This is a genomic window from Streptosporangium amethystogenes subsp. fukuiense (assembly GCF_042665875.1).
GTDB lineage: Bacteria > Actinomycetota > Actinomycetes > Streptosporangiales > Streptosporangiaceae > Streptosporangium > Streptosporangium fukuiense.
The window spans coordinates 2,098,582-2,122,728 of the sequence record NZ_JBHTEE010000001.1; the positions used below are offsets into that span (position 1 = coordinate 2,098,582).

27 protein-coding genes and 2 pseudogenes are annotated in these 24,147 nt (G+C 67.9%); 12 read left to right on the plus strand and 17 right to left on the minus strand.

Translation table 11 applies throughout. The features are described 5' to 3' along the window. Window positions 1-41: 41 nt before the first annotated feature. Together ACFQVD_RS08995 and ACFQVD_RS09000 are read right to left on the minus strand one after the other, a co-directional pair. Entirely contained in the window at window positions 42-1,070 is a 1,029-nt protein-coding gene (locus ACFQVD_RS08995) for an acyl-CoA desaturase (RefSeq protein ID WP_343971092.1), read from the minus strand. 5 nt (window positions 1,071-1,075) lie between these two features. After that, complete coding sequence (locus ACFQVD_RS09000; RefSeq protein WP_386270825.1) at window positions 1,076-2,128, minus strand: STAS domain-containing protein; 1,053 nt, start codon at window positions 2,126-2,128, stop codon at window positions 1,076-1,078. Window positions 2,129-2,359: 231 nt separating this feature from the next. On the opposite strand from ACFQVD_RS09000, the gene ACFQVD_RS09005 reads away from it, so the two are divergent. Then, window positions 2,360-3,286, plus strand: coding sequence for a tyrosine-type recombinase/integrase (locus ACFQVD_RS09005; RefSeq protein ID WP_343971086.1), 927 nt, complete (start codon window positions 2,360-2,362; stop codon window positions 3,284-3,286). Between the two features lie 186 nt (window positions 3,287-3,472). Beyond that, a complete protein-coding gene (locus tag ACFQVD_RS09010) occupies window positions 3,473-3,682 on the plus strand; it encodes a tyrosine-type recombinase/integrase (RefSeq protein WP_386274295.1) in 210 nt (69 codons plus the stop codon). Between the two features lie 588 nt (window positions 3,683-4,270). Here the strand turns inward: ACFQVD_RS09010 and ACFQVD_RS09015 are convergent. Both ACFQVD_RS09015 and ACFQVD_RS09020 read right to left on the minus strand, forming a co-directional pair. Then, complete coding sequence (locus tag ACFQVD_RS09015) at window positions 4,271-4,732, minus strand: hypothetical protein (RefSeq protein WP_343971083.1); 462 nt, start codon at window positions 4,730-4,732, stop codon at window positions 4,271-4,273. 173 nt (window positions 4,733-4,905) lie between these two features. Continuing rightward, window positions 4,906-5,304, minus strand: coding sequence for an AHH domain-containing protein (locus tag ACFQVD_RS09020; RefSeq protein ID WP_386274297.1), 399 nt, complete (start codon window positions 5,302-5,304; stop codon window positions 4,906-4,908). Between ACFQVD_RS09020 and ACFQVD_RS09025 the strand changes: the two genes are divergently transcribed. Beyond that, window positions 5,276-5,476: a hypothetical protein gene (locus tag ACFQVD_RS09025; protein ID WP_343971080.1), complete on the plus strand. Its 201-nt coding sequence runs from the start codon at window positions 5,276-5,278 to the stop codon at window positions 5,474-5,476. The genes ACFQVD_RS09020 and ACFQVD_RS09025 overlap by 29 nt on opposite strands. Window positions 5,477-5,564: 88 nt before the next feature. Continuing rightward, window positions 5,565-5,912: pseudogene (locus ACFQVD_RS09030) on the plus strand (ATP-binding cassette domain-containing protein); the annotation flags it as partial. On the opposite strand, the gene ACFQVD_RS09035 reads toward ACFQVD_RS09030, so the two are convergent. The 8 genes and pseudogenes from ACFQVD_RS09035 to ACFQVD_RS09070 all read right to left on the minus strand — a co-directional run bounded on the left by ACFQVD_RS09035 (window position 5,835) and on the right by ACFQVD_RS09070 (window position 12,974). Continuing rightward, complete coding sequence (locus ACFQVD_RS09035; RefSeq protein ID WP_343971077.1) at window positions 5,835-6,182, minus strand: hypothetical protein; 348 nt, start codon at window positions 6,180-6,182, stop codon at window positions 5,835-5,837. The pseudogene ACFQVD_RS09030 and the gene ACFQVD_RS09035 sit on opposite strands and share 78 nt — an antisense overlap. 123 nt (window positions 6,183-6,305) lie before the next feature. Next, window positions 6,306-8,039: a S8 family peptidase gene (locus tag ACFQVD_RS09040; RefSeq protein WP_343971074.1), complete on the minus strand. Its 1,734-nt coding sequence runs from the start codon at window positions 8,037-8,039 to the stop codon at window positions 6,306-6,308. Between the two features lie 720 nt (window positions 8,040-8,759). Then, window positions 8,760-8,933, minus strand: a pseudogene (locus tag ACFQVD_RS09045) (type I-E CRISPR-associated endoribonuclease Cas2); the annotation flags it as partial. A 101-nt stretch (window positions 8,934-9,034) separates the two neighbouring features. Further along, the gene (locus ACFQVD_RS09050) at window positions 9,035-9,496 is read right to left on the minus strand and encodes a hypothetical protein (protein ID WP_343971071.1); all 462 of its coding nucleotides are present in this window, start codon (window positions 9,494-9,496) and stop codon (window positions 9,035-9,037) included. Between the two features lie 313 nt (window positions 9,497-9,809). Further along, entirely contained in the window at window positions 9,810-10,643 is an 834-nt protein-coding gene (locus ACFQVD_RS09055) for a recombinase family protein (RefSeq protein ID WP_343971068.1), read from the minus strand. A 264-nt stretch (window positions 10,644-10,907) separates the two neighbouring features. Then, the gene (locus ACFQVD_RS09060; RefSeq protein ID WP_343971065.1) at window positions 10,908-11,549 is read right to left on the minus strand and encodes an FMN-dependent NADH-azoreductase; all 642 of its coding nucleotides are present in this window, start codon (window positions 11,547-11,549) and stop codon (window positions 10,908-10,910) included. Window positions 11,550-11,604: 55 nt separating this feature from the next. After that, window positions 11,605-12,513 carry a helix-turn-helix domain-containing protein gene (locus tag ACFQVD_RS09065; protein WP_343971062.1) on the minus strand — a complete coding sequence of 303 codons (909 nt, stop codon included), beginning with the start codon at window positions 12,511-12,513 and terminating at the stop codon, window positions 11,605-11,607. Between the two features lie 266 nt (window positions 12,514-12,779). Then, window positions 12,780-12,974, minus strand: coding sequence for a hypothetical protein (locus ACFQVD_RS09070; protein WP_343971387.1), 195 nt, complete (start codon window positions 12,972-12,974; stop codon window positions 12,780-12,782). Window positions 12,975-13,002: 28 nt separating this feature from the next. On the opposite strand from ACFQVD_RS09070, the gene ACFQVD_RS09075 reads away from it, so the two are divergent. The 4 genes from ACFQVD_RS09075 (at window position 13,003) to ACFQVD_RS09090 (ending at window position 15,637) form a co-directional block, all read left to right on the plus strand. After that, the gene (locus ACFQVD_RS09075) at window positions 13,003-13,581 is read left to right on the plus strand and encodes an aldo/keto reductase (protein ID WP_386270828.1); all 579 of its coding nucleotides are present in this window, start codon (window positions 13,003-13,005) and stop codon (window positions 13,579-13,581) included. 113 nt (window positions 13,582-13,694) lie between these two features. Further along, window positions 13,695-13,835 (plus strand): hypothetical protein, encoded by a 141-nt coding sequence (locus ACFQVD_RS09080; RefSeq protein WP_343971059.1) that lies wholly within the window; start codon window positions 13,695-13,697, stop codon window positions 13,833-13,835. A gap of 315 nt (window positions 13,836-14,150) precedes the next feature. Beyond that, a complete protein-coding gene (locus ACFQVD_RS09085) occupies window positions 14,151-14,990 on the plus strand; it encodes a helix-turn-helix domain-containing protein (RefSeq protein ID WP_343971056.1) in 840 nt (279 codons plus the stop codon). Between the two features lie 65 nt (window positions 14,991-15,055). Beyond that, the gene (locus tag ACFQVD_RS09090) at window positions 15,056-15,637 is read left to right on the plus strand and encodes a dihydrofolate reductase family protein (RefSeq protein ID WP_343971053.1); all 582 of its coding nucleotides are present in this window, start codon (window positions 15,056-15,058) and stop codon (window positions 15,635-15,637) included. A gap of 229 nt (window positions 15,638-15,866) precedes the next feature. On the opposite strand, the gene ACFQVD_RS09095 is transcribed toward ACFQVD_RS09090, so the two are convergent. Continuing rightward, complete coding sequence (locus ACFQVD_RS09095; RefSeq protein ID WP_386270829.1) at window positions 15,867-16,886, minus strand: NmrA family NAD(P)-binding protein; 1,020 nt, start codon at window positions 16,884-16,886, stop codon at window positions 15,867-15,869. 153 nt (window positions 16,887-17,039) lie between these two features. Here ACFQVD_RS09095 and ACFQVD_RS09100 point away from each other — a divergent pair, with 153 nt between their 5' ends. The 4 genes from ACFQVD_RS09100 to ACFQVD_RS09115 all read left to right on the plus strand — a co-directional run bounded on the left by ACFQVD_RS09100 (window position 17,040) and on the right by ACFQVD_RS09115 (window position 20,149). Further along, on the plus strand, window positions 17,040-17,465 hold the full coding sequence (locus ACFQVD_RS09100) for an SbtR family transcriptional regulator (protein ID WP_343971047.1): 426 nt from the start codon (window positions 17,040-17,042) through the stop codon (window positions 17,463-17,465). A 338-nt stretch (window positions 17,466-17,803) separates the two neighbouring features. Beyond that, entirely contained in the window at window positions 17,804-18,139 is a 336-nt protein-coding gene (locus ACFQVD_RS09105; protein WP_343971044.1) for a winged helix-turn-helix transcriptional regulator, read from the plus strand. Window positions 18,140-18,193: 54 nt separating this feature from the next. Continuing rightward, window positions 18,194-19,018 (plus strand): alpha/beta fold hydrolase, encoded by an 825-nt coding sequence (locus ACFQVD_RS09110; protein ID WP_343971041.1) that lies wholly within the window; start codon window positions 18,194-18,196, stop codon window positions 19,016-19,018. Between the two features lie 567 nt (window positions 19,019-19,585). Continuing rightward, the gene (locus tag ACFQVD_RS09115) at window positions 19,586-20,149 is read left to right on the plus strand and encodes a dihydrofolate reductase family protein (RefSeq protein ID WP_343971370.1); all 564 of its coding nucleotides are present in this window, start codon (window positions 19,586-19,588) and stop codon (window positions 20,147-20,149) included. A gap of 307 nt (window positions 20,150-20,456) precedes the next feature. Here the strand turns inward: ACFQVD_RS09115 and ACFQVD_RS09120 are convergent, their stop codons facing one another. From ACFQVD_RS09120 to ACFQVD_RS09135, 4 genes are all read right to left on the minus strand, one after another. Further along, a complete protein-coding gene (locus tag ACFQVD_RS09120; RefSeq protein WP_343971038.1) occupies window positions 20,457-21,464 on the minus strand; it encodes an RNA polymerase subunit sigma-70 in 1,008 nt (335 codons plus the stop codon). Window positions 21,465-21,560: 96 nt separating this feature from the next. Next, complete coding sequence (locus ACFQVD_RS09125; protein ID WP_343971035.1) at window positions 21,561-22,295, minus strand: hypothetical protein; 735 nt, start codon at window positions 22,293-22,295, stop codon at window positions 21,561-21,563. Between the two features lie 173 nt (window positions 22,296-22,468). Then, window positions 22,469-23,227, minus strand: coding sequence for a MerR family transcriptional regulator (locus ACFQVD_RS09130; protein ID WP_343971032.1), 759 nt, complete (start codon window positions 23,225-23,227; stop codon window positions 22,469-22,471). Between the two features lie 10 nt (window positions 23,228-23,237). Beyond that, window positions 23,238-24,122, minus strand: a complete 885-nt coding sequence (locus ACFQVD_RS09135; protein ID WP_343971029.1) for a DUF2268 domain-containing protein — start codon at window positions 24,120-24,122, stop codon at window positions 23,238-23,240. Window positions 24,123-24,147 lie beyond the last annotated feature (25 nt).

The window sequence follows — 24,147 nt, forward strand, 5'->3', positions numbered from 1 at the left end:
TGACCTCTGCCGATCAGCGCACGTCAATACACGACAGCCGGTTACGCGCGGTCACCGGCTCCGCCGGGGCGGCGGGCGCTGGTGTGCAGGGTGTGTTTGCCGGCCACCGCGCGATGGTGCTGGAGGAAATCGGGGGCCTGCCAGTGCACGTTGGTGGCCCAGCCCAGGCGTTCGAACAAGCGAATCAGCGCGGCGGAGGGGTCGATCTGGTCGGCGGCGCGGCCGTGCCGGGCGCAGTCGGGCTGACTGTGGTGGCCGTTGTGCCAGCTTTCCCCGAAGGACAGCAAAGCCAGCGGCCACAGGTCGGTGGAGCGGTCGTGGCGGCGGGTTGTGTACGGCCGCTCACCGATCACGTGGCACAGGGAGTTGACGCTCCAGGTCACGTGCTGCAGCAGGGCGATGCGGACCAGGCCGGCCCAGATGAACGCGGTCAGCCCGCCGTAGAGGGTGCCGCTGATCGCCCAGCCCGCTGCGAACGGCAGGAGCAGGGAGGCGGCGCACAAGGCGGGGTAGGCGCGGGAGATCCGCAGCATGGCCGGATCGTTGCGCAGCGGGTCGGGGGCATACCGTGCGGCCGAGGTGGGTTCGCTGGAAAACAGCCAGCCCAGGTGGGCGTGGGCCAGGCCTCGCAACCGCCCGCCGGGATGGGCGCCGTAGCGGTAGGGGGAGTGCGGGTCACCGGGCCGGTCACTGAAGGTGTGGTGTCGTCGGTGGGCGGCCAGCCAGCCGATGAGGTTGCCCTGAAAGCTCATCGACGCGGCCACGGCCAGAACGGCGCGCAGCCAGGGGCGGGCGGTGAAGGAGCCGTGGGCCAGTAGCCGGTGGAAGCCGACCGTCACCCCCAGCCCGGTCGCGATGTAGAAGACGGTGGCCAGCAGCAGGTCGGTGAGGCTGATCCCGCTTCCCCAGGCCAGCCAGATGCCGCACGCCAGTGCGATGAACGGCGCGATGACGATCGTGGCCGTCAGCGCCGCCTGCCCGGCATGGACACTGAGGCGCTGCTGGGCGGGCGGGAAGGGTGACCGTCCGTCGTATTGCTGTCCGATGGCCTGCGGAGCTTGGGTGTGCATCCGGGTCACGCCACCATTGGCAGGCCGCGGTCCAGGCCGGTGATGTGCAGCAGCCGGGACATGAACGGGCGGGGCGCACTCAGCGCGAGGGTGATGCCCATCAGCCGGGCGCGGTGCTGGATGCCGACCAGGACGGCCAAGCCGCCGGCGTCGCAGAACGACACCTGCGACAGGTCCAGGATGAGCAGGCTCGTGCTGGAGTGCAGCGTGCTCATCAGTTGCCGGCGAAGCGCCGCGCTGGTGAAGATGTCGATCTCGCCGGACAGGTGAATGACGGTCGGCCTTGATCGGTCGGCTACGCCGAGTGGCGCGGTGTCGATGACGGTTATGGAAGTCTCCTTCGGGGAAGCTGGAACGGGATGAGATGCCTGCCGACCGGAGATCGGCCTGCCGCCAGGACGGGCGAGTCCTGAAAGTGATCGATCTGGCCGGCAGAGGGCACGCGGGGCACGCTGGCGCTGGCGGCTGTCTGGCGAGGAGGACACCTTCTGGCCGGTGACCAGCCCGCTCTCGTTCTCCCAGCGGGCCGTGTCGTCGGCGGCCGTCCCGCGCGGAGGCGGAACGGGGTCGGGCGGCAAGCGTGCGCCGGTTTGAGCGTCGTCGGCGCTCAAACCGGCGCTGTCCTGGGTGGTGAGGTCTTGGGCGGTGAGCTTGAGTGTGGCCTCAGCAGGAGCGGCGGCGGTGTCCGGCGGGATGACCAGCAGGACGACCGGCTCGCCGGCTGCGAAGATGAGAGTGATCAGACGCGGGTCGGTGTGGCGGAACCAGCCGATGCGGACCTGCCGCCCCCGTGCCGGGACCCGGCGCGGGATGCTCTGCCACGCATCGCCATGCAGGCCGATGCGGAGCGTGACTCGGCCCAGCCGCCGGTCCACGGTGGCGATGAGGCCGGGTAGTTCAGCGGCCGCGTCGCGGGAGTAGGGCCACCAGGCCCCGTCCACCACGGCTCGCCGGTCCAGCACCGGGTGAAGACTGAGTCGCAGCGCGGAATCGGCCCGAGGCATCGCTGATGAAACAGGGCTGAGTGGTGCGGGTTGAGAAAGAAGTGTCGGCGTCATGGTCGCCTGACCTGTCCAGGCCCCTGCGAAGGGGCCGGTGGTGGTTCGCCGGGGGCGACGCAGACCTGAATGCCAACGCTCGAAAAGACCTCGGTACCCTCAGTGTACGGTATGACTTCCGGAATTCGGCAATTCCGGAAGTAAACTGTGCGGGTGACTTCCGGAAACGCGCCCTCAGAGATCACAGAACCGGCCGGAGAAGCTTCCGGAAACACAAGCCGGTCGCGGGCCGTGCCGCTGTCCGGCCCGTACGCGGCGATCCTCACCGACTACGCCACCGCGCTCGAGCGCTCCCCGCTGGCCGACTCCACCAAGACCAAGTACGCCTCCCGGCTGCGCGGCTACCTGGCCTGGCTGGCCGACCAGCACGAGGCCAGCGCCCTGGACGGCGACCCGCTCACCGACCCGGTAGCGGCCACCGGCGCGGTACGTGACTTCCGCCGCCACCTGAAAAACGGCCGCCGCGCTCCCAACACCATCGACACCTACCTGTCGGCCATCGACGACTTCTACGCCCGCCGCGGTCTCGGCAAGCCCCAGGCCCGCCGCGAGCGCGACGCCGGCCGCACCGCTCCCCGCGCCCTGGACGCCCGCCGCGCCCGCCGCTACATCCGCCACGTCCAGCTCACCGCGACCTCGCGCGACAAGGCCATCGCCCTGCTGCCCTACTTGGCCGGCCTGCGCATCTCCGAAGTCGTTGGTCTCGACCTGGCCGACGTGCGCCTGTCAGCCCGCAAGGGTGAGCTGCGCATCCGTGGCAAAGGCCGCGACGGCGGCAAGATCCGCCTGCTGCCCGTCCATCCCGACCTGCGCCAGGCCATCGCCGACTGGCTGGCATCTCGCGCCGATTGGAAAGGGGCCGACACCCACGCCGCGCTGTTCCTCAACCACCACGGCGGCCGCCTGAGCGATCGGTCCGCCCGCGGCATCATTACCGGCTTCGGCGACGCCGTAGGCCTCAATGACGACCCCACCGAGCCCTTCGGCCCGCAGGTCCTGCGCCACACCTTCGCCACCCAGCTCATCCGCGACGGCAAGGACCCCATCCTGGTCGCCGAACTGCTAGGGCACGGCTCGTTGGACACCACCCGCCGCTACGCCCTGCCCACCGAAGCCGACAAGGCCGCCGCCTTGGACGCTCTCATCACCGACCATTAAACAGTCCGCTCCGCAACGCTCGCCCTGGCGCTCCATCCGCATGAGATCGCCTCACGACCCCGAAACACCGAGACGACTACTCACCATGATCATTCTCAGCGATAACCGCTGTCCGTCGGTTCCTCACCCCCGGGCTACCGGTTCGGCCCCGTCTTCCGCGCCAGCATCAACGGGACCGGCGGACCGCTGTCCTACGACGCCGCCCACCACCGGTGGCAGGGCTACTGCGAGGCGGCCGGAGTCGACATCGAGATCCACCAGCTACGGCACGCCCACGCCACCGAACTCATCAACGCCGGCGTCTCCACCGAAACCACCCAGCTGTACACCCTCCTCGCCGACGACGTCGCAGACACCGAGATCCGCGCCGCCCGCCGACGCCGCGACCGCCGCTGACCTGCACGCTCACTGCTCCACACGTCACTACACACAACCAAGATCAATCTCAGCGCCAATGGCTGTTCCCAGGTTCCTCAACCCCGATCCTGCTGGAGAACGGGAACGCGGTTTTGGCCGAGGAGGGGATGGTCGTCTTGTCCCACGGTTGCCCCGCACAGCAGAGCCCACCCGCGGCGCTCGCTCTGGCCGCCGCCCTGCACGTGGTCAGCCGGCACCTCGACCGGGTCGCGAAGCTCAACGCTTCCTCGCCCGGCGGCGCCGAACATCAACCTGCTGTTCGGCGCCGGACGGACTCGCCCGGTCGACGACTGTCCGAGTCCTGCCCGGATACCTGGATCACGGACAGCCGAAGCACTGAGCGGCGCCTTCCAGGCCGCACCGCCAGGGACAGCCTCTGGCTATTCGTCCGCCAGCAGCTCTCTCAGAGTGCCGCCCTCGCGCCGACACGACATATGATCATGGATTTCTCGCGGCGTCCGAAACGTAGCCGTCAGAAAACGATCAGGGTCTCTGTAGCCGTCAAACAGCCCTGAAGCCCCGCCGAAATAAACTCGGCGGGGCTTCAGGGGTACTACCCTTCAATCCTTAAGCCTGGTCTTGCCAGATTTCGAACTCTCGCGGTGTCTTTTGAGCAAGGATATTCATAATTGGAGCTCGGTTCACGGACTCCAGCCATGCATCGAGGGATGTTCTGTCCTCTGGGAACCGCCATTCGGTGTGACTTCCGGCAGACTCGAGTTCGTTATCCAATGAGTACCTGAATTCGAACTGTAGCTGAACGTAGTACTCGTGCTCTCCAGACGAGTCGATGACTTCGAGCTGGCGAACCAGGCTGAGCACAAAGGTTGGCTCGGAAAACCAGCTCACCTTTCCGTATTGAAAGAGGTGCCCGTCTGCATCTGGCAATTCGGGTATATCGAACTCGATCGCCGAGTAACGACGGACCAGTCCCGTCAAATCCGAGACCTGAGAGGTGAACAAAGGTGGCTCGCCGAGGAGCCCTCTGGCAAGGTCCAAAGCCGCTTCTACCTGCTGCTTGTTGGACATGAGTACCTTCCGTGCCCGATACCTGCGCCCCAGGATAGTGTTTGCCCGCGGAGTCCTCGCACCGGCGGGCGGACTTTCCCCCTAAGGCCGGTAGCCACCCTGTAGCTGCCTCCTGAAGTGGTCTATTACATCCAGAGCCTCTCCCCTGGTTCGCGCCCCACTCATGAGATTATTCACATAATCACAGTAATCGAATGCACAGAAGCGCCAATCAGGTTGGGTGATCCGCTGCTGCGCGGTAGCCACACACCATTCTCGGCATCATTCACACCGATACCGAACTTATCTAGCACGGTCCTCGCAGGGGCAGTCTTCGGTGAGTTTCCAGCCACAATATGGTGTGGACTGTGAGGTGTGCCCGGCTTCGGGAAAACCGGATTAATGAGGCTCCGCCGTAGTTTATCCGCGCATCCCGGCTCGGTATTGTGAAAAAGAATTGCTTGGCTGCCTGCGAGGACATGGTAGGTGTGGATGTCGTCGATGGTGAGGTTGTGGACGCGTTGGATGGCGGTCCACTTCTTGATCGCGGTGATCTGAACGCGGGTGCCGGCACCGCCAGAACCGCACCTGATCGTGGGCCCCGACTACTACACCTACGGCCCCTGGCCCGGCGGCGCCGCGCTGGACTTCCTGCGACCCATAGCCACCGAGGCCACCGCCCTCCTATGGATCGTCGTGATGATCGTGCTCGCGGCCTCCCTACTCTCCTTCGCCCGTCTCCACGCCCCCCGGACGGAGTCCTGACATGCGCATCGAGATCTCCCGCCTGACCAAGACCTACCGGGGCGGCGTGCACGCCCTCGGCAGGCTCGACCTCGACGTGCCGACCGGCATGTACGGGCTGCTCGGCTCCAACGGGGCGGGCAAGACCACGCTCATGCGCGTCCTGGCAGGGCTGCTCAAACCCATCTCTGGGACGGTCCGCGTCGGCGGGCACGACATCACCACCGCCGACGGGTGTCTGGCCGTGCAGCGGACGCTCGGCTACCTCCCCTAAGACCTCGGGGTCTACCCCGACGTGACCGCGCGGCAGTTCCTGGACTACATCGCCCTTCTCAAGGGAGTCGACTCGCGCACCGCGCGGCGACGCCGGATCGGCGAGCTACTCGAGGTGGTCGCGTTCACCAAGGACGCCGACCGCAGGCTCAAGGGCTTCTCCGGCAGCATGCTGCGCCGGGCCGGCATCGCCCAGGCACTGCTCACCGACCCCCGGCTGCTGATCGTGCACGAACCGACCAGCGGCCGGGACCCCGAGGAGCGGATCCGGTTCCGCACCCTGCTCTCCCAGCTCGCGGGCGAGCGCACGGTCCTGCTCAGCACGCACATCGTCGAGGACGTGGCCCAGACCTGCCGCTACCTCGCGGTACTGGCCAAGGGACGCCTGGTGTTCCGGGGAAGCGTCATGGAACTGGTCTCGCAGGCCGACCACCGTCCCCGAGGGAGCGGGCATGCGCTACCGGCTCATCGCCCCCGCCTCCCCCGACCCGCACGCCCGAACAGGGGCCGGGCGCCCGGCCGGTGGGCGTCCGGACGCCTGATCGGTCAGGTGCCCGGACGGGCGGCCCTGGTCAGGTCAGCGGACTGCCCGCAGGGCGTCCACGATGCCGTAGCCGTAGAAGCCGTTACGGAGCCTGTTTCCCTCGCACACGTGCGTCGTGACGACCGTGTTGCCGTTCGACAGGTGCCGCGTGTAGGTGTAGGCGGCGGGGGTGGGGCAGTCCTTCCTGGTGGCGGACGCCTTGAGCAACGTCTCCACGACGGCGGGGTTGAGCGTCTTGCCGCCGTGCGTCCGGTCGCGGTGGCCGAACTTGCTGACGATCAGCGCCGCCACTCCCGCGGCGCGCGGCGAGGCCATCGAGGTGCCCTGGAGGTACTGGTAGTAGGCGCAGACGCCGTTCTTGCAGTCACGGACGACGCGGGCGACGTTGGGCGTGCCGTCGGGGTTCAGCTCACCCCGCGCCTCGGCGAGCGACCGGGGGTAGGCCGACAGCGTCGTCCTGGTGACGTCGCTGGTGTTGGTGGGCGTGTCGTAGCTGTCCCCGCCGGGGGCGGCCAGGTCGACGGAGCCGTTGCCGTAGTTGGAGCCGTAGGACTTGCGCTCGCTGATACCGGTCGCGGAGACCGTGATCACGTGGTTGCCCTCGATCGGCATGATGGAGCAGTCCGGCGAGATCGTACGCGAGTAGGGCAGCTCGCCCGGCACCCGGACGAAGTTGGGGCTTGAGGTGTCGGCGTACTCCCTGCTGAGGTCGCTGAACTGGTTGCCGACGGCCGTGACCAGGGTCACGCCCCTGGCGTGCGCGTAGTCGAGCGCCCGCTGCATGGCCTTGATGATCGTGGTCTGCTCCAGGCGGTCGGCGGGAGAGTCGGCCGGGTTGTTGACGCAGTTGGACAGCCACGGGTCGATGTAGTAGCTCATGTTGGCCACGTCGATACCGACGTCACCCGCGTAGGTCAGCGCGTCCACGCTCGGCTGGAGGAAGAAGTAGCCAACGTCCGAGCCGACCCGCAGGTTCACGATCGAGACCTTGGGCGCCACACCCGCGATGCCCAGCCCGTTGATCGGCGAGGCCAGCGATGACGCCACGTGCGTGCCGTGACCGTCCTCGTCCACGTCCGCCGGGTCGTTGCAGGAACGGTCCGGCTCCTCCTCGCAGGGGCCGTCGACCTCGTCGCCGTTGGCGTCGACCGGGATGTCCACGGTGAAGTTGCGGCTCAACTCGCGGTTGAAGTTCGGCGCGATGTCGGGGTGGGAGCCGTCCACGCCGGTGTCGAGGATGCCGACCAGCACGCCGGGGTCGCCCTGCTCGTGCTTGTACGAGCCGTCGACGGTGGCGTTGATCTGCTTCATGTCCCACTGGAGTTCCGACAGCGGCTCGGCCTCGGGGGCCGGCTTGCCCGGCTTGGTGAAGGGGGTGCCGTACTCCTCCTTGCCCGGCTTCTCCAACGCCTTGGCCGCGAGGGCCTCGCGCACCGCCGCGTCGCTCACCGGGGCGTTCTTGGGTACGCCGCCGACTGACCGGTTGCGGGCGACGCCCTCGATCAGGGCGTTGCCCCCCAACTGACTCGTGAAGCCGGTGTTGGTCGTGGCGACGGTGGCGAGACCGACGGCGCCGTTCTCCTTGAGAATCCTCCCGCCCGCGGCCTGGATGGCACTTCTGGCGTCGGCGGCGTTGACATCCTCCTTGTAGAGGACCACGTATTCGGTTTCCCGGCTGGGTTCCGCACCCACCTGCCGGGCCTGTGCCGGAGCCGCCAGTGTCGCCGCGGCGACAGCGGCGACGGCAATGACGACAGCGCGTTTCACACATACCTCCATGCGTCAAAAAATCCCTCGCCAATATCACCACACCGACGGCACCACTCCGTACATAAAGAAGGTCGCGGAGAAGCGTAAGAACATGCCATTGACTACTTTCTCGGGATGTCGAATGTAGTGGTTCGCGACACCGGCCCCCGAGGGCGAGAGGGGCGCGCCCCGACAGCGGAACGATCTTCGATCGGCGCGGAACCCGGCCGGACGGCGGCCACCCAGGAGGTCACCCCCTTCCGCCGCGCGGCAGGCGCGGACGTCCGCCGGGCGCCAGGACGGCGCGACGGGGGTTTCCCCGGCCGGAGGGTCGGCCTCGTACCGGACGGGCCGTCCACGACCACCGCGCACCGCGATCCCACGGTTCACAAAATCAGCACGAACCGCCGGAAACAATCCCTGAAGCCCTCCATGGAGCCCCACGCCGAACAAGTGCCGAGCAATTCATATGGTCATTACCGTAATTCCCGGAAGGAATGAATCCGGATATCGATATGACAGAATCCGGCTCACTCATGAGTGGCCCTCGCTGCCGTTTTCCGCACGCGGTCCCGGGCAGGCCCGGCCGAGGACCCGCCACCCGCCGCCCCGCGGCACCGGCCACCACCGCGCCCCCAAGGGGTGACGGCGGCGGCCCGCCCGACTCCCCTCGCGCGGTCAGTGCCGATACGGGACCATCCCCGCAGGCGCGGGGCCGACACTTGCTGACCGGTCACTTTATCGGCGAAGACGGGCAGAAAGAATCAGTCCGTCGAAGTCGACGGGGTACCAGCGGTCCTTGCCCGCTGTCCGTATGGCCCAGCCCTGTTCGTTGGCAGCGGGTTCGACGAGGACGGCTTGGCCGTCGCCGACGCGGGAGGCGAGCAGCTCCCAGATTCGGTCTCTGATCCGTTTGCTGGGGTTGGGGTACTGGGACTATTTCCTCAGGGAACAACGCTAGGGATTTTCCACAGGTCAGCACGGGTGCGCTGAGCATCGCTCCAGGAGCTTGGTTAGTGGATGTCCTCGGTGATGGTCCAGCGGTGGCCGCGCCCGATGCGTTGGATTTCTTGGCGTAGAGCGCGGGTGCGTTCGCGGGCGTCGGGTCCGGCGATGCCGAGGGTGATCCGGTGGCTGGTGGCCTCGTAGTGGGTGCGGTGGTCTTCTCCGGCGGCAAGGCGGAGGGCGATGGTGATCCGGGCGCGGAGCCGGGTGTGTTTGCGGGGGTGCTGGCCGGGGTTGAGGCCTTCGATGACGATGTAGGAGAAGTGCGGCGCGAGTTGCTGGTCGGTCTGGGCGCGCGCGGTCTCGCGGGACAGTCGGTCGGCGTCGATGCTCTGACGGAGCCGGTCGCGTTCGGTGATGGGGATGGGGCGGCGTCCGAGCCAGTCGGGCCAGCCGTCAGGCCGGGTGGGTGACAGGGGTGACACGGGGCCGGTGTTCTCTTCGGCTGGCGTGGTGCTGCCTTCGGCCACGTGGCTCCTTATCTGAGGTGGGGCACCTGTTGATCAGTTATTTATCGCATTTGCTGGCGATCTGGGCAGGCATGCCGATCTTGTCCCTGCCTGACTCGTTTCAGCTGGCATTTCGGGTCTCCGTCTGGTGAAGGTGGGAGGGCGAGCGGGTGGTGGTCTGGGATGATCTGCGGCATGGCGCGTGGTGATGGTGGCGGTAGGGACGCAGGGGCGAGCCTGTTTGGCGGCCGGTGAGCGACGTGGACATGATGACCGCGGTAGTCCCTCGCTACGTTCAGCTGTTCCGATGGGGCTGCGGGTGGGGCCTGGCCGGTCAGGTCGCGCTCTGCTGGTCGTGGTCGCGGAGCATGCGCATGACGGTTGCCGGCGAGGGGGGCCGGCCCTTCTTCGCGCCGCTGGTGATGACGAGCCGCGCGGCGATGTCGCGCAGGCGGAGGGCCATGGAGAGCATGTGGTCGTCGGTGACGCCGACGCCGCCGATGGCCTTGCCGCGGGCGCGGGCGGACTCGTGGCCTTCCAAGGTGCGGTCGCGGATGTATTCGCGTTCCATCCCGGACAGGGCCGCCAGCACGATGAACACGACGCCGGAGGGGTCGTGTGAGCCTTGCAGTTCCCCGGTGAGGAACTCCAGGCCGACGTCGGCCGCCCGCAGTTCTTCGGCGAGGGTGGCCAGGTCGATGCCCCGGCCGAGCCGCTTGTGCTCGTGGACCACGAGGGTGACCGCGACGCCGGAGGCCCGCAGCTCCCGGGCCAGGGCGACGGCCCGTTCGAGTTCGGGCCGCCTCGTTGCGCGGGTGGAGATCTTCTCGGAGAAGATCCGGGTGACGCTGGCCTTGGTGAGGGAGTCGAGCTGGGTGTCCAGGGACTGGCGCAGGGTGGAGGCACGGGCGTACCCGATCCGTACGTGCCCGGTCGGCTCGACGCCCGCTGCGGGGCGGGGCAGTTCGGTCCAGGCTGTCCCGGGCTTGCGCACGGCCGGGGTGGGGACGTTCAGCGCTTTGGCCAGCGAGGGCACGAGCCGGAACCGGGCGGTGTGGTACTGGATGGCGACCTTGCCCTTGGCGGTGCGGCATGGCGAGCCGGCCGGGACGGCGCAGGAAGACATCGGGCAGTCGCGGGATTCCACTCGCTGGAAGCCGTCGGGCACCGCCCAACTGTTTCATGGGTGCGTTTCATGAATCAAGCCGTTTGCATCGACCTATGAAACATAGAATCCCCCGGACGGGGCAAGGCGCGAGCCGTGTTTCATGTGTCTCCGTTTATGAAACAAATCTCAAGGTACCCGACCGGAAATTCCGCTACCGGCCGTCTTCGCAGGCCAGCAGCTTCAGAGAACACGGTCCAGGAGGCGACGTACGTGACTGGCCCTGGACCAGGCCGCAGCCCTCGTCGGATCCCGGAGAACGCGTCCTCAGCCGACCAGGACCAGCTTGCGCACGTTTTTGACGGCCTCCTCACGGGAGGTGTCGGCAATCGGCTTGAACTGCTCCAGCGCGGGGACAGAATGCGCGAGCGTCATCTCGACATGCACGAACTCAAGGTTGCGGTCCAGGCCGATCTGCTCCAGCAGGGCTCGCAGGTAGGGCATCTGAAAGTCGTAGCGCTCGCGAGGGGTGCCCGGGCCGTACGCGCCACCCCGGGCGGTCACCACGATCGTCCGCTTCCCGGTCAGCAGGCCCTCGCTCATCGGCTCTTGAATCATGTGTTCCTTGACCGTGACCCGATCGAACCACGCTTTCAGCACCGACGGGATCGAGTAGTTGTACATGGGCACACCGAGCACGATGGTGTCGGCCGCGCGGAGCTCCTTGATCAGCGGCTCGGAGACGGACCAGGCACGGCGCCGGTCCTCGTTCAGCCCCTCCTGGAGCAGCAGGCCGGCGACCACCGAAGCCTCGTCGACGTGGGGGATCGGCGAAGCGCCGAGATCCCGGTACACATACGTGTGATCGGGGTTGGCCTGGCGCCATTCCTCGGCGAAGATCCCGGTGATCTCCCTGGTCACCGAGCCGTCCTGGCGCATGCTGCAGTCGATGTGGAGCAAGGTCGGCATGGCTGTCCCCTTATGGGTGCGGAAGGATACGGGGTCGGAAGGTGCGGGGGACGGATCAGCGGTGTGCGCGCAGTGCGGCCAGCAGCCATTCGAAGGCCGGGACCGCCGGTGGGGATGGCTTCTGGCCCTTGAGGAGGCTCAGGAGCTGCCAGTACCGCTCGACTCGGGGCTCGGCGACCATGTCCAGCCACATGATCAGGGCGGCGGTCTCCTCTGCGGGAAGGTCGTCGGGGATGATCCGTTTCAGGATCAGGCTCGCCCCGGCCGACTCCGGCGCGATCCCGCGCGACAGAGCGGCGCCTGCGTGCTCCAGGACCAGGGGCCGGAGGTTGAGGCCGTACTCCAGGCGGTTGTTCTCCTCGCCGCTGAGAACCATCCGCCGGACCGTCTGCTGGAAGCTCTCCTCGCCCGCCAGCTCGGCCAGCTCCACCCACGCGTTGATCTGCTCGGAGGTCGGGTCTTCCGGGAGATCGGACGGGAGGTCACGCATCCATCCCGCGACGAGCCTGGCGTCCTCATCGACGACGTCGGCGAACACGCGGTCGACGAAGTCGTCGATGATCTGCTGGCGTTCCCGTGCCGAGAGCCGGGCTAGCGCGTTGATCAATGCGATCTCCTTGGTAGAGCTGTCACGGTTGGCGAGAATGCGCAGGACGGACCGGCGTATCCGCAGGGTGCGGATCTCGGCGTCGAGCGCTTTGAGGTGCAGGTCCGCCACTTCGCTCAGTGTGGTGCGCTTCTCCAGCACCTGCTGGATGGCGTCAAGACCGAGCCCGAGATCGCGAAGTGTCCGGACCAGGTCCAGCCGCGCGACCGCCTCCGCGTCATAGAGCCGGTACCCGCCCTCCGACCTCTGGACCGGAGGGACGACGCCGCTATCGGACCAGAAGCGGATCGTGCGCGCCTGCAGCCCCGTACGCTGGGCCAGCTGCCCGATCGTGTAGAGACCCGTCACGTCGTTCATGGCTTGAATCTGCACCTTCCACCTGGTGGAACCTCAAGCGATTTGTCGGAGATTCTCGCCGTGGAGCAGCCGTTGACGGGGCGCGGGCCAAGTACAACATCCGCCGCAGCTACGGCCCGGAGAAGGAAGCGCTCGGTGTGCTGGCCATCGAGATCGAGCTCCTCCAGCCCGCCACCGCGTGACAAAGCCGCAACCCAGCTACGAGCCAGGGCCCCGCGCACCGTGCGGGGCCCTCGTTGCGTCCGGCCTCAGGATCCCCATCGTGGTCAGTCCTGTTCGTTGCCTTCGGCCGTCGCATCGCGCAGCGGCCGCAGGTTCCCCGGCGCCTCCGGCCGGGTGAACGGGTAACTGCCGTGGAAGTTGATGTGCTCCCAGATCAACGGGTACAGCCGGGCCCGGATCTCCGGGCCGATCAACAGGTTTCCGTCCGCCTGCAGGGCTTTCACAGCGGCGTCGACCACCGTCGGCGAACTCGTCGCGGAGGGGAAGGTGGGTGCGTTCAGGCTGTCGGAGGCCGGGCCGGACACCATCCGCCGCGCCCACGCCGTCCACTCCGTCGCCGCGGTGCAGTCGGAGTACTCGCTGTGGACGCGCGGGGTGGAGGAGCGGGTGCTTCCGGTGCTGCGCGAGCTGGGGATCGGCCTGGTGCCGTTCGCGCCGCTGGGCCGCGGCTTCCTGACGGGGAAGATCCGCTCATCCGAAGGTTTCGCCGAGAAGGACTTCCGGCACGGCAACCCGCGCTTCACCGGCGCCAACCTGCAGGCCAACCTGCGGATCGCCGATGAAATCCAGGCCGTCGCCGAGCAGGCGGGGGCGAGCGGGGCGCAGGTCGCGCTGGCGTGGCTGCTGGCCCAGGGCGACGACATCGTCCCCACCCCCGGCACCAAGCGCGTGGCCCGGGTCGAGGAGAACATCGCCGCCGCCGACCTGCAGCTCACCGCGCAGCAGCTCGACCGGCTGTCGGCGGCCGGGGACCCACACCGAGGCCGGGCTGGCCATCCTGGAGCGCTGACCAGACCCACGGCAACCCACATTCCAGGCGGCCGCGTAGCGGCCTGCCGATCTTGATGAAGGAGTACGACGTGGAGACCATCACGCTGAACAACGGCACTTCGACCACCGCGACCCGGCCATGGTCACCTGGCTCGGCAACCGCCGTACCGGCTGAGAGGGAGACTGCCATGGACGGCTCCCCCCGGCCCCTCGATCGCCGCCAGGTCCTGCGCGGCGCGCTGCTGCTGGGAGGCACAGTGATCACCGCGACCGGCTGCGGCGATGGAACCCGGCCCGCATCCGGGTCGGTGACGGGTCCGGCCTCATAGTCGGCGAGCGTGCCGCCCACCACGGCGGGCCGCACGGTGCTGCCGGCCTACTTCTCCCGGCCCGGCGAGAACTACTACAACGGCGGCCGCCGCGACCTCGAGGTCGGCAACACCTGTTCCTAGGTGGAGGCCGCGCGGGTACAGCACCGAGATCATGCTGTCGGTAGATCGGTGAGATCCAGCTGCGCACCGACCGGCGCCTGGACCTCACCGACCTGCCGACTGGGTAACGCCGGACGCTCGCCCGTTCCGGCGACAGCACGGCTGGACCATCCCTGCGCTCGATGCCGGCGGGGCGTCGGCGATACTGTGGGCGTGGAGTACGTGTCCAGAGTGCCGCGACCGCCGCTGGACAGGCTGATCGACGACCTTTACTACCTGGAGGGTGCGCCGCCGTACGCCCGGCTGACGCTGCCGCCGGGGCCGTCGGCGTTGCTCATCGTCAACCTCGGGGCGCCGTTCCGCATCCGCGCCGGCACCGACATCGAGACGGCCGAGTACGCCGACGGCTGCGTGGTCACCATGCCCACCCGCGCCTTCGAGTTCGGCTATCCGCCGGAGACCCGGTCCGTCGGCGTGCACTTCAAGCCGTGGGGGCTGGCGCCGTTCCTGCCGATGCCCGCGGTCGAGCTGTGTGACCGGCCGGTGACGGTGGAGCAGGTTTGGGGCCGGCCCGCCATTGCTGAGCTGCGAGACCGGCTGGCTACGGCGGCCGGGCCGTACGAGATGCTGACGCTGCTCGAGGAGGAGCTAATGCGACGGCTGTGCGAGACCGCCGGCCTGGGGCTGGTCCGCCATACGAGCAGCGTCATCGCGGCGACCAGCGGGGCGGTGGCGATCGGCGACCTGAGCGTGGCAGCCGGTGTCAGCGGCACTCATCTGGTACAGCGGTTCAAGGAGCTCATCGGCGTCACGCCGAAGCGGCTGGCCCGCACCTACCGCTTCGCCGCCACCGTGTTCGCGATCAACCCCGCCGGACCGATCGACTGGGGCGACCTCGCCGGTGGCGCAGGCTACTTCGACCAGGCCCACTTCGGCCACGAGTTCCGGGCGTTCACCGGGCTCACGCCGACCCGGTACGTCGAAGTCCGGCGGCGGTTCCTACGCGAACATCCCGGCCACGCGCTGGACGGCTGGCCGCTGCCGGCCGATTGATTTCTTACAAGAGCGACAGCTCACGACACGCTAATTTGGGGCACCCCAAAGCAGAGGAGAGCCCCGTGGGCAAGGTGGTCATGTACAGCTCGGTGTCGGTGGACGGCTTCGTCGCGGACGAGAATGACCAGCCCGGACCGCTGTTCGACTGGTTGTCCAGCGGTGACGTCCCGTTGGACGAGAGCGGCGAGCTGAAGGTGTCGCAGACGTCCTACGACTACACCCGGACGTACTGGGACCAGATCGGAGTCACGATCGTCGGCCGCCACGTCTTCGACATGACGGACGGCTGGGGCGGCAAGCCGCCGGGCGGCATCGACCACGTGGTCGTGGTGTCGCACCGGCCGATGCCCGAGGGCTGGGACCCCGAGGCGCCGTTTCACTTCGTCGACGGCGTCGAGGCAGCCATGGCCAAGGCGCAGGAGCTTGCGGGTGACCGCATGGTCGAGGTCGCCGCTGGCGACGTCGGTGGCCAGGTGCTTGCCGCGGGCCTGATCGACGAGGTGCGCATGGACGTCGTACCCGTCGTGTTCGGGTCCGGCAAGCGCTACTTCGGGTCGGTCCACGCGCAGCACCTGTTGGAGGATCCTGAGGTGGTGATTCAGGGCAACCGGGTGCTTCACCTGCGCTATCGGATGCGCCGTTGACCGATTTGAGCGGGTACGCGAAGAAGTCCACCGCGAACGGTGACACAAGATCGGGCCTCCGGCTGCGTTTGCGCATCGCTGTCCCCGGTCGGGCAGCCGACGCCGATCCGCCCCAGCACCTCACCTGCGGCAAGTTCAACTCAAGATCACTGGTTGCCGGTTTCCGTCGTATCTTGGCCGACCCCCGAACGGACTTGGCCTGAGCGTGGCCTCGGGACTTTGGACCGGATCAACGCGCCGACGCCGCCCTCCCATCAGAGCTTCTGATATCTCTCGATATCAGAAGCTCTGATGGGAGGGCGGCGTGGGGCGGCGGCACCAAGCGGTACCCGAGGCGTTCACCACCACCCACGCCGCCTACGCCGCAGCGCTGAAGCGGGCCCCGCTGGACGGCGACACCCGCCGCGCCTACGACTTCCGGGTCCGGACCTTCCTCGCCTGGCTGGAGACCAGCGGCCTCGACGGGGACCCGCTCAAGGGCGAGATCTCCCGCGAGATCCCGCTCCTGGACGGCACCGCGCGGACTTCCATCGCCGAGTGGCGCACTGAACGCGCCTCCCGGCCCGGCGCCGACACCCCGGCGCTGTTCCTCACCCGCCGCGGCGATCGCCTCGATGGGGATCTGAACGTACGGCAACGGCCGGCCTATCGCCTCAGAGATGGCCGCAGCGATCTGGACCGGAGTCAGTTCGTCTCCGGCCAGGTCCACCGCGCGCCCGATCCACTCGCCCGGCTGAGCGAAGGCCAGTGCGGTGAACGCGCCGACGTCATCGACGGCCATGATCTGTTGCGGCACGTCGGCGGTGAATGCGGTGGACACGGCACCGTCGCTCAGGTGGTATGCGCCGGTGTAGTTCTCCATGAACGAGACCAGGCGCAGGAATGTCGCGGGCAGGCCCAGCCGTTTGATGCGCTGTTCGATCCGCCACTTGCTCACCACGTTCTGCGGCAGCTTTTCGGTGTCGTGGCGGCCGGCGCCGGAAAGGGACGCGTAGACAAGGTGCTCCACGCCGGAGGCGTGTGCGGCGTCAGCGACATTGTGGCCCCAGCGGACCTCGTCCTCGGCGGAGAAACCTTCCGGGGTCCCCGGAGAGCCCACGGTGGGCTGAACGCTGAACAGGCCGTTCGCGCCTTCGGTCGCGGCGCGGAGCGAGGCGACGTCGTCCATCTCGGCGCGGACGATTTCGGCGCCTGTCTGTGCCAGCGCGCGGGCCCCGGCGGCATCGGGATCACGTGTCACCGCTCGCACTCACCAGCCGTCGGCGAGCAGGTGCGCCGTCACAGCACGTCCCTGGAGGCCGGTTGCTCCTATGCCAACGATGGTTTTCATGACATATCTCCGGTTCATCGGGGTGCACGGAGCTGTCCACCTAAACGGGGAGGCCCTCCCTCACGGCACCAGTTGCTTGAAGCCGTCTTCCGCGACAGAGTCGAGGCTCTACGCACCACCGCAGCCGACCTGGCCACCGACCCCGATCCCGGCCACGCGCTGACGGCATGGCTGAGAGCCGTCACCCGACACGCCGTGTCGAACCGAGGTCTGGCCGCCTCCCTGATGCACGGCCCCCAGGACAGCGCTTCCACGCCGGGTGTCTCCTGCCACACAATGATCACCAACGCCGGAGCAGACCTACTGGCCCGCGCCCGCCACGCGAACGCCGTGCGGTCCGATGTCTCGATCACGGATCTGCTCCAACTCGTCAACGCCATCTCCCTGGTCGCGGAACAAGAACCTGACGGTACGGCTCAGGCCGACCGGCTGCTCAGCCTCGCCCTCACGGGAATTAACCCCGCGCAAGAAGCGGCGAAGGACACGCATCACAGCTGACGCAGCCCGCCGGCAGCGTCTCCAGACAGGCCGTTGACGAGCACGCCGGTCGACGAGCTTGTCGATATCGGCGTGCCGCTCTGAAGCACTCAGCCGGTGCCCGCGGTCGCGATCCGCTGTTCACCAACTGGCGGATGATCAGAAAGAGCGGCGAGATGCCTTCATCATGCGGCCGGACGCCACGGCGCGAGGCGTCCGGTGGCCGTGCTCGCAGACGACGCCGACGCCTGCACCGGGTACGGGTCGTCTCGCGAGCAATGCCGCGATCACGGTCCGCCTCTCGCCGACGGGCCGACTCTGCGGTAGCATCATGCAACCAGTTGACGAAGGGGTGCGACATGGTGCGGCGAACACGACTGGACAGCAACGCCTGCCCCGTCGCCAGGGCGCTGGACGTGATCGGCGACTGGTGGTCACTCCTGATCGTCCGGGCCGCGCTCGACGGAGACCGCCGCTTCAGCGAGTTCCATCGGACACTCGGCGTGGCGAAGAACATCCTCACGACACGCCTGCGCACGCTCGTCGACTCACACATTCTGATGATCGTGCCAGCCGCCGACGGCAAAGCCCATCACGAGTACGTCCTGACCCCGCAGGGCGAAGCGCTGCGTCCGGTGATCGCGGCGCTGCGGCAGTGGGGGGAGCAGAACGCGCCTCCCACCTCCGGCGAGTAGCCGGTGCCGAGGACGATCCCTCCCCACCAACTTCCTCATCACAAGGAGAGTCCTGTGCCGGAGTCCAAGATCAATGCAGGCTTGCTGAGCTTCGATGCGCTGGTGGACGGCCCACCGGACGGTGATCTGGTCATCCTCCTCCACGGTTTCCCGGAAAGCTCCCGGCAATGGGCTGCACACGTCGTAGCGCTCGCCGAGGCGGGATTCCGCGCCGTGGCCTTCGACCAGCGCGGGTACTCCCCCGGCGCGCGCCCGGCGGCGGTGACGGCGTATCGTATGCCGCACCTTGTACAGGACGTGCTGGACGTGGCGGATGCGCTGGGTGCTGATCGTTTCCATCTGGTCGGGCACGACTGGGGCGGCTCCGTCGCGTGGTGCACCGCTTTCGCCAACCCCAAGCGGGTGGTCACGCTCACCTCGTTCTCCACACCGCACCCGCGTGCCTTCGCCGACGCAGTGCGGGAAGGCGCGCAACCGGTGCCCGGCTACCATCGCACCTTCGCGCCCGAAGGCGCGGAGGCGATGCTGCGTGACAACCTCGCGTGGATCCGGGGCTCACTGGGATCGGCGGTCCCTGCGGACCATGCTCGCGAGTACCTGGGGCGGCTGAGCCGTCCCGAAGCGCTGAGAGCGGCGTTGAGCTGGTTCGCTGCCAAAGACCCCGCGGACGTGGCGATCGGCGCCGTGGAGGTGCCGAGCCTGTTGCTGTGGAGTGACGGCGACCCGGTGGTGCGCCGCCACACCGCTGAGCTGACGGCGAAATGGGTGACCGGTCCCTACCAATTCGTGGCATTAGAGGGGATCGGCCACTGGATTTCCGAGGAGGCGCCGGAGCCCACCGCGCAGCTGATGACCGAGCACATTCGAAGGTATGGATAGCGCGCCGTCCCAATGCAATATTCTGGGTTCTCCTCGACCTGGCCGGGCAGCGCGGTGAGCTGGTGACCCATCAGATCAGGTAGACGCATGTGCTCGGCACGGAAGATCGCGTGAAGTCGTTCGACATCCTGGTCGACGTGGCGAACTCGCCCGGCCCGTTTGAGCGCGGCCCGCAGTTTACTGGCCCCGCTCCCCTGGCCGTGCACCGGCGTGTTCATGGTGAGCAGTCGGGTGGCGGCGGTCGCGGTGAAGGCTGGCGCGTGCGACGGGCCGGTCGACTCCACTGTCCAAGCAACCGTCTCGATGCGGCCCTGCTGTGTCAGCTCGTTCAACACGCTCCCCCGAACCCACCCCGACCGACGACCCCGCCGCCACCGGCGCGACCGCGGCCGGGTTGATCTGGATGCCCGCTTCCTTCAGCCCGCCTTCGTGGTGCTCGAGCCCGCCGAGTACGCCGTGCCGAGTCCGGAACGCGAGGACTACCTGCGGACGCAGATCGCGCACCGATTAGGTTTCCGCGCCGTGCCCGTCTGTACGTGTGAGATCGACTCACGAGAGGCTGGCACGATGCGGAAACTGATCTTCGGCATGAACGTGACCCTGGACGGCTACATCGCCGCGCCCGGCGACGACCTCGGCTGGAGCGTACCGAGCGACGAGCTGTTCCAGTGGTGGTCCGACCGGGTGGGGGCGACCGGCCTGGCGCTGTACGGGCGCAAGCTGTGGGAGACGATGAGCTCCCACTGGCCGACCGCCGACCAGCAGCCCGGCGCCACACCGGCGGAGATCGAGTACGCCCGCCGCTGGCGGGACATGCCGAAGGTGGTGTTCTCCTCGACGATCGACAAGGTCGACTGGAACACCCGCCTGGTCACCGGCGACGCGGTCGCCGAGATCACCCGGCTCAAGGCCGAAGACGGCGGCCCCATGGACATCAGCGGCGCCACACTTGCCGCAACGGCCATGCGGGCCGGGCTGATCGACGAGTACGTGCTGGTCACCGCACCGGCCTTGCTGGGCGGCGGCACGCCGTTCTTCACCGCGCTGGACAGCTGGGTGAACCTGAACCTGGTCGAGACGCGGACGTTTCCCGGCGGCGTGGTACTGACCCGATACGAGACGAGGCGATGAGCACGGGCCAAATGCTCGGCTCGTAAGGCCAGGTCCTTCCTGGCGTGCTCACCGTGACCCTCGGCGATGAGGGGACCCCTCCCCGGGCCCTTCCTCGCGTTCCAAGTGAGCAGTGGAGATGAGGGCGACGGCGTCGTTGATCGTAACGATGATCTTCGGGCATGAAGATGCCCCGCCGGCAACGCCGGCGGGGCGGTGGTGTTCGCGTTGCCGCGTTGGTGTTCAGCTGGTCGGGGTGCTCATTCGGCGGTGACTTCGGTGACGGCGGCCCGTGCGCTGGACTCGTCGACGATGGGCCTTTTTCTGATCACAGCGTCGGGGGCAGGCCCAGCCATGGTTTGTCGGTGGCGTCGAATCCGGTGAGCTCGGCGACCTTCCCCTCGACGATGTGCAGGACCGCGATGGTGAACAAACGGTATTCCGGGTCGTCGGGGGTGCGGAGGTACAGCGCGGCGGCAGGCATGCGGTTGACCGTCGCGGCGATGCAGCGCCAGTCGTCGTGGCCGCGTTGGAAGAGCCCACCGGAGACCCAGCCGTCCACCGCGTCCTTGGCCGTGACGATCAAGGTGCCCGGCTCGGGCAGCATCGCGAAGCGCAGGTCATCGCGCAGCAGGGCCATCAACCCGTCCAGGTCGTTACGCTCATGGGCGTCCATATACGACTTCACCACGCCGCGCTCGTCATCCGACAGCTCGTGCGTGGCGGGGCTCCGCCAGTCGAGGCGGCGGTCGGGCAGCCGCTCGCGCATCGTCACGCGCGCCCGCTGCAGTGCGCTGGTCACCGATGCGACGGTCAGCTCGAGGGCGTCGGCGGCCTTCGACGCCGGCCAGCCGAGGACGTCGCGCAGGATGAGCACCGCACGCTGCCGCGGTGGCAGGTGCTGGACGGCGACGATGAACGCCAGCTCGATCGTCTCCCGCGCCACCACCGATTCCTGCGGGTCCTCCGGGAGCATCCGGTCGGGGTAGGGCTGCAGGTAGTGCACTTCCGAGTCCGTGCCCGGCAGCTCGGCAGGCACTGGTGTGCGGGCGTTGCGCTTCTCCAGGAAGTCGAGGCAGGCGTTCGTCGCGATCCGATACAGCCAGGTCCGCAGCGCAGCGTGGCCCTTGAACGACTCCTGCTTGTTCCACGCCCGCAGGAACGTCTCCTGCGTCATGTCCTGGGCGTCCTCGTAGTTCGCGAGCATCCGGTAGCAGTGCACCTGCAGCTCACGCCGGTAGCGCTCCGTGATGATCGCGAACTGTGCTGCGTCATTTGAGCGGGCCGCCGCGATGAACGCGGCCTCGTCGTCGCTTAGCAGTCTGGCGTCGGTCATGGTCGTCAATCCTTCCGTAGGTGGCGAGGGGCTACCAGAACTGACGATGTGGCGGAGGATTTCTGAGCGGTGAAGCCGCTGACACCGGGCCGTTCGTCAGGCCGGATGGGTCGGGTCGGGCACACCCTCGATGTCGAGGTGGGGTCCCCGTAGTGCTGGGGAAAAGATCGGGCGGGATATGGCCGGTCTGGCCGATCGCCCAATGCAGCGGCCGATCCCGGCCGGTCGGCGGCAAGCCCTATGCGTCATCTTCGGCTCTCGGCGGGGGCTTTGCTTCACGATGAGGAAACGGATGAGGACGACAGCAACGCCCATCGCGGCGGCTGCACAGACGATCACCCGAACCGAGGTCTCCGTCGGACGCCCGATCAGGAAGATTTCGGGTGGCATAAAGGTCATCTCGACGATCGCGCCGACCGGCACCGTCAATCTGGCAAGCAGGCCGATCACTCCATGGTTCTTGATGGTCGCGCCAACAGCGCCCAGAGGCGGCCCGAAGAGCAGGCTCGCGAGCAGCCAGGGGAGCATCCACCCCACCTGCCAGGCCAACGGCAGACCTCTCAGGGTGGACTCCGTGCAGTAATACACCGTCGTAGCCGCGGTCAATGCCAGAACACCGGCGGCCACCCCCCGGGTACGTGTACCTGCCAGCCATCCCGCCGCCACCGCCAGTGCGGCCCAGGACCAGCCGACGTCCAGCAGCAGCCTCGCTACTTCGGCGATCCTCATGACCCACACCCCGCCCAGGGACGCATCCTTGACGAGGGAGGTGAGTGCACCGAATCCCGCACCAAGCGCGAGAGCACCGACCACACTGCGGATGATCTTCACTACGCGAGGATACGCAGCGAAGAGGCATTCCTTGGTCGATTCCACATGTCACCGTCACCGGCGCCTCCTTGGCTCCCCACTCGGGTCGGCGTCACCAGGGGCAAAGTAGCTCTGCGTGACGGCGGTGACGGTGTGCGCGTCGCAGAAATAGTCATTTCTGCGAACCACACGAGCTACATCCGGGTACGCGCGTACGTGTGCAGCGCGTCGCGGACGAACATCGCCCCCGCCTCGTCGTCGTACATGGCGGCGAAGCGGGGGTCGTCGACGAACATGTCCCCAATGCCGTTCACCATCTCGATCGAGCGCTCCCGGTCGCCCTCGGCGGTGGGGGTGCCCGGGATCTGACTCAGCCACTGGACGTGCCGGGCAGCCAGCGACTGAGCGTGTTCCGATGTCGGCGAATCCCCGGCCTTCACTGCGGCGACCCATGCGGCGACGAGGTCGTCGGTGTCCTGCTTCCAGGCCCGCTGCTGGTCAAGGCTCTTGCCATGCCACCAGTCGTTGCTCACTTGGAACGCGCGCTCGCCCCAACGTGAGATCACCTCGTCCTTGTAGAGGTCGTTGAACCCCGCCAACATGACATCCATCCGCGGTTCCACCCCCGCCTGCAGAGCCTCAAGCGTGTGACGCACAGACCGGACCTGCCGTTCGATGCGGTCCCGTTCCTCTTCCAACGCGGCGATGTGGGCGCGGAGCCCGTCGAGCGCGTCCACCTCCTCGGCCAGGACCTCGGCGATGGCCGGCAAGCCCATGCCGAGCCGGCGCATGAGCAGGATCCGCTGTAGCCGGGCGACCGCGGTGGGGTTGTAGTAGCGGTACCCGTTCGCGCCGACCCGGGACGGGACCAGGAGCCCGACGCGGTCGTAGTGCCGCAGGGTCCGGCTGGTGATGCCGGCCCTCGCCGCGAGTTCCTGGATCGTCCACTCCATCGTTCCAGTGTTACCCGTGGCGCAGCGTGGTTGCGATGATCTCCGAGGCGTCGGCGTGCAGGGCCTGCGCCGCGGTCTGCCCGGTAGCCGCCAGGTAGGTGTCGACCAGCCGGTTGCCCGCGGCGTACCCAGCGCCCATCGGCAGTCCCACCGGGGCGACGCCGAGGTGCTCCGCGCCGGGGTCGCCGTGCACCCAGGCGGTGAAGTTCTGCATGCCTGTCACGTCGAGCCCGGTGAGCACCTTGGCGAAGACCTCGTCGTCGTGCAGGTGCGGCACGCCGATGCGGGCGGGGCCGAGCTCGTCGCCGTAGAGCTGACGGGCGAAGGCGTCGGCCAGGCCCTCGCCGACGATGTGCTCGCCGACCGTGACGGTCATCGGGTCCCACACAACCCCGCCCGGGCTCCACCGCAGGTTGTGGTGCAGTTCGTGTACGGCGGTGGCCTCCAGCCGCTCCACGTTCTCGGGGAAGGGCCAGAACGTGATGGCGATGTGGCCCGAGATGCCGCCGAACCCGGTCAATCCTTTGCAGGGACCCATGAAGTGTTCGTCACCTGGATCGCCGAGGACGAACAGCACGGTGATGTCCGGGGCCTCCAGTCCCGGCGTGGCCTCCAGCAGTACGGCGAGAGCGTCGTCGAGCGCGCGTTTCATCCGCTCCCAGGCCCCGGCCGCAGCCAGGGTTTCGAGCGCGTCGAGGCAACGCTCCTCGTCACGGTCGATGGGGAACCCGGACGTTGCGAGGTGTACGGCAACCAGGTCGACCTCGCCGGGGTTGTAGCGGTACATACCCTTGTTGGGCTCCAGCATCGAGTGCAGCAGGCCAACGCGGTCCGCGACCGGGGCCAGCAGAATCCGCCGCATGGCGGAGTAGGTGTCAAGAACAGTGATCGACATGGCCGCGATGCTAGAAGTTGACGCA

Excerpts from the sequence above, each read along its gene's own strand:
- ACFQVD_RS09065 (WP_343971062.1), bottom strand. The coding sequence starts at position 12,513 with ATGAACGACGTGACGGGTCTCTACACGATCGGGCAGCTGGCCCAGCGT.
- ACFQVD_RS09000 (WP_386270825.1), bottom strand. The coding sequence starts at position 2,128 with ATGACGCCGACACTTCTTTCTCAACCCGCACCACTCAGCCCTGTTTCA.
- ACFQVD_RS09130 (WP_343971032.1), bottom strand. The coding sequence starts at position 23,227 with ATGGAGTGGACGATCCAGGAACTCGCGGCGAGGGCCGGCATCACCAGC.
- ACFQVD_RS09115 (WP_343971370.1), top strand. The coding sequence starts at position 19,586 with ATGCGGAAACTGATCTTCGGCATGAACGTGACCCTGGACGGCTACATC.
- ACFQVD_RS09080 (WP_343971059.1), top strand. The coding sequence starts at position 13,695 with ATGGACGGCTCCCCCCGGCCCCTCGATCGCCGCCAGGTCCTGCGCGGC.
- ACFQVD_RS09135 (WP_343971029.1), bottom strand. The coding sequence starts at position 24,122 with ATGTCGATCACTGTTCTTGACACCTACTCCGCCATGCGGCGGATTCTG.
- ACFQVD_RS09105 (WP_343971044.1), top strand. The coding sequence starts at position 17,804 with ATGGTGCGGCGAACACGACTGGACAGCAACGCCTGCCCCGTCGCCAGG.
- ACFQVD_RS08995 (WP_343971092.1), bottom strand. The coding sequence starts at position 1,070 with ATGCACACCCAAGCTCCGCAGGCCATCGGACAGCAATACGACGGACGG.
- ACFQVD_RS09120 (WP_343971038.1), bottom strand. The coding sequence starts at position 21,464 with ATGACCGACGCCAGACTGCTAAGCGACGACGAGGCCGCGTTCATCGCG.
- ACFQVD_RS09060 (WP_343971065.1), bottom strand. The coding sequence starts at position 11,549 with ATGCCGACCTTGCTCCACATCGACTGCAGCATGCGCCAGGACGGCTCG.
- ACFQVD_RS09015 (WP_343971083.1), bottom strand. The coding sequence starts at position 4,732 with ATGTCCAACAAGCAGCAGGTAGAAGCGGCTTTGGACCTTGCCAGAGGG.
- ACFQVD_RS09035 (WP_343971077.1), bottom strand. The coding sequence starts at position 6,182 with ATGCCCGCTCCCTCGGGGACGGTGGTCGGCCTGCGAGACCAGTTCCAT.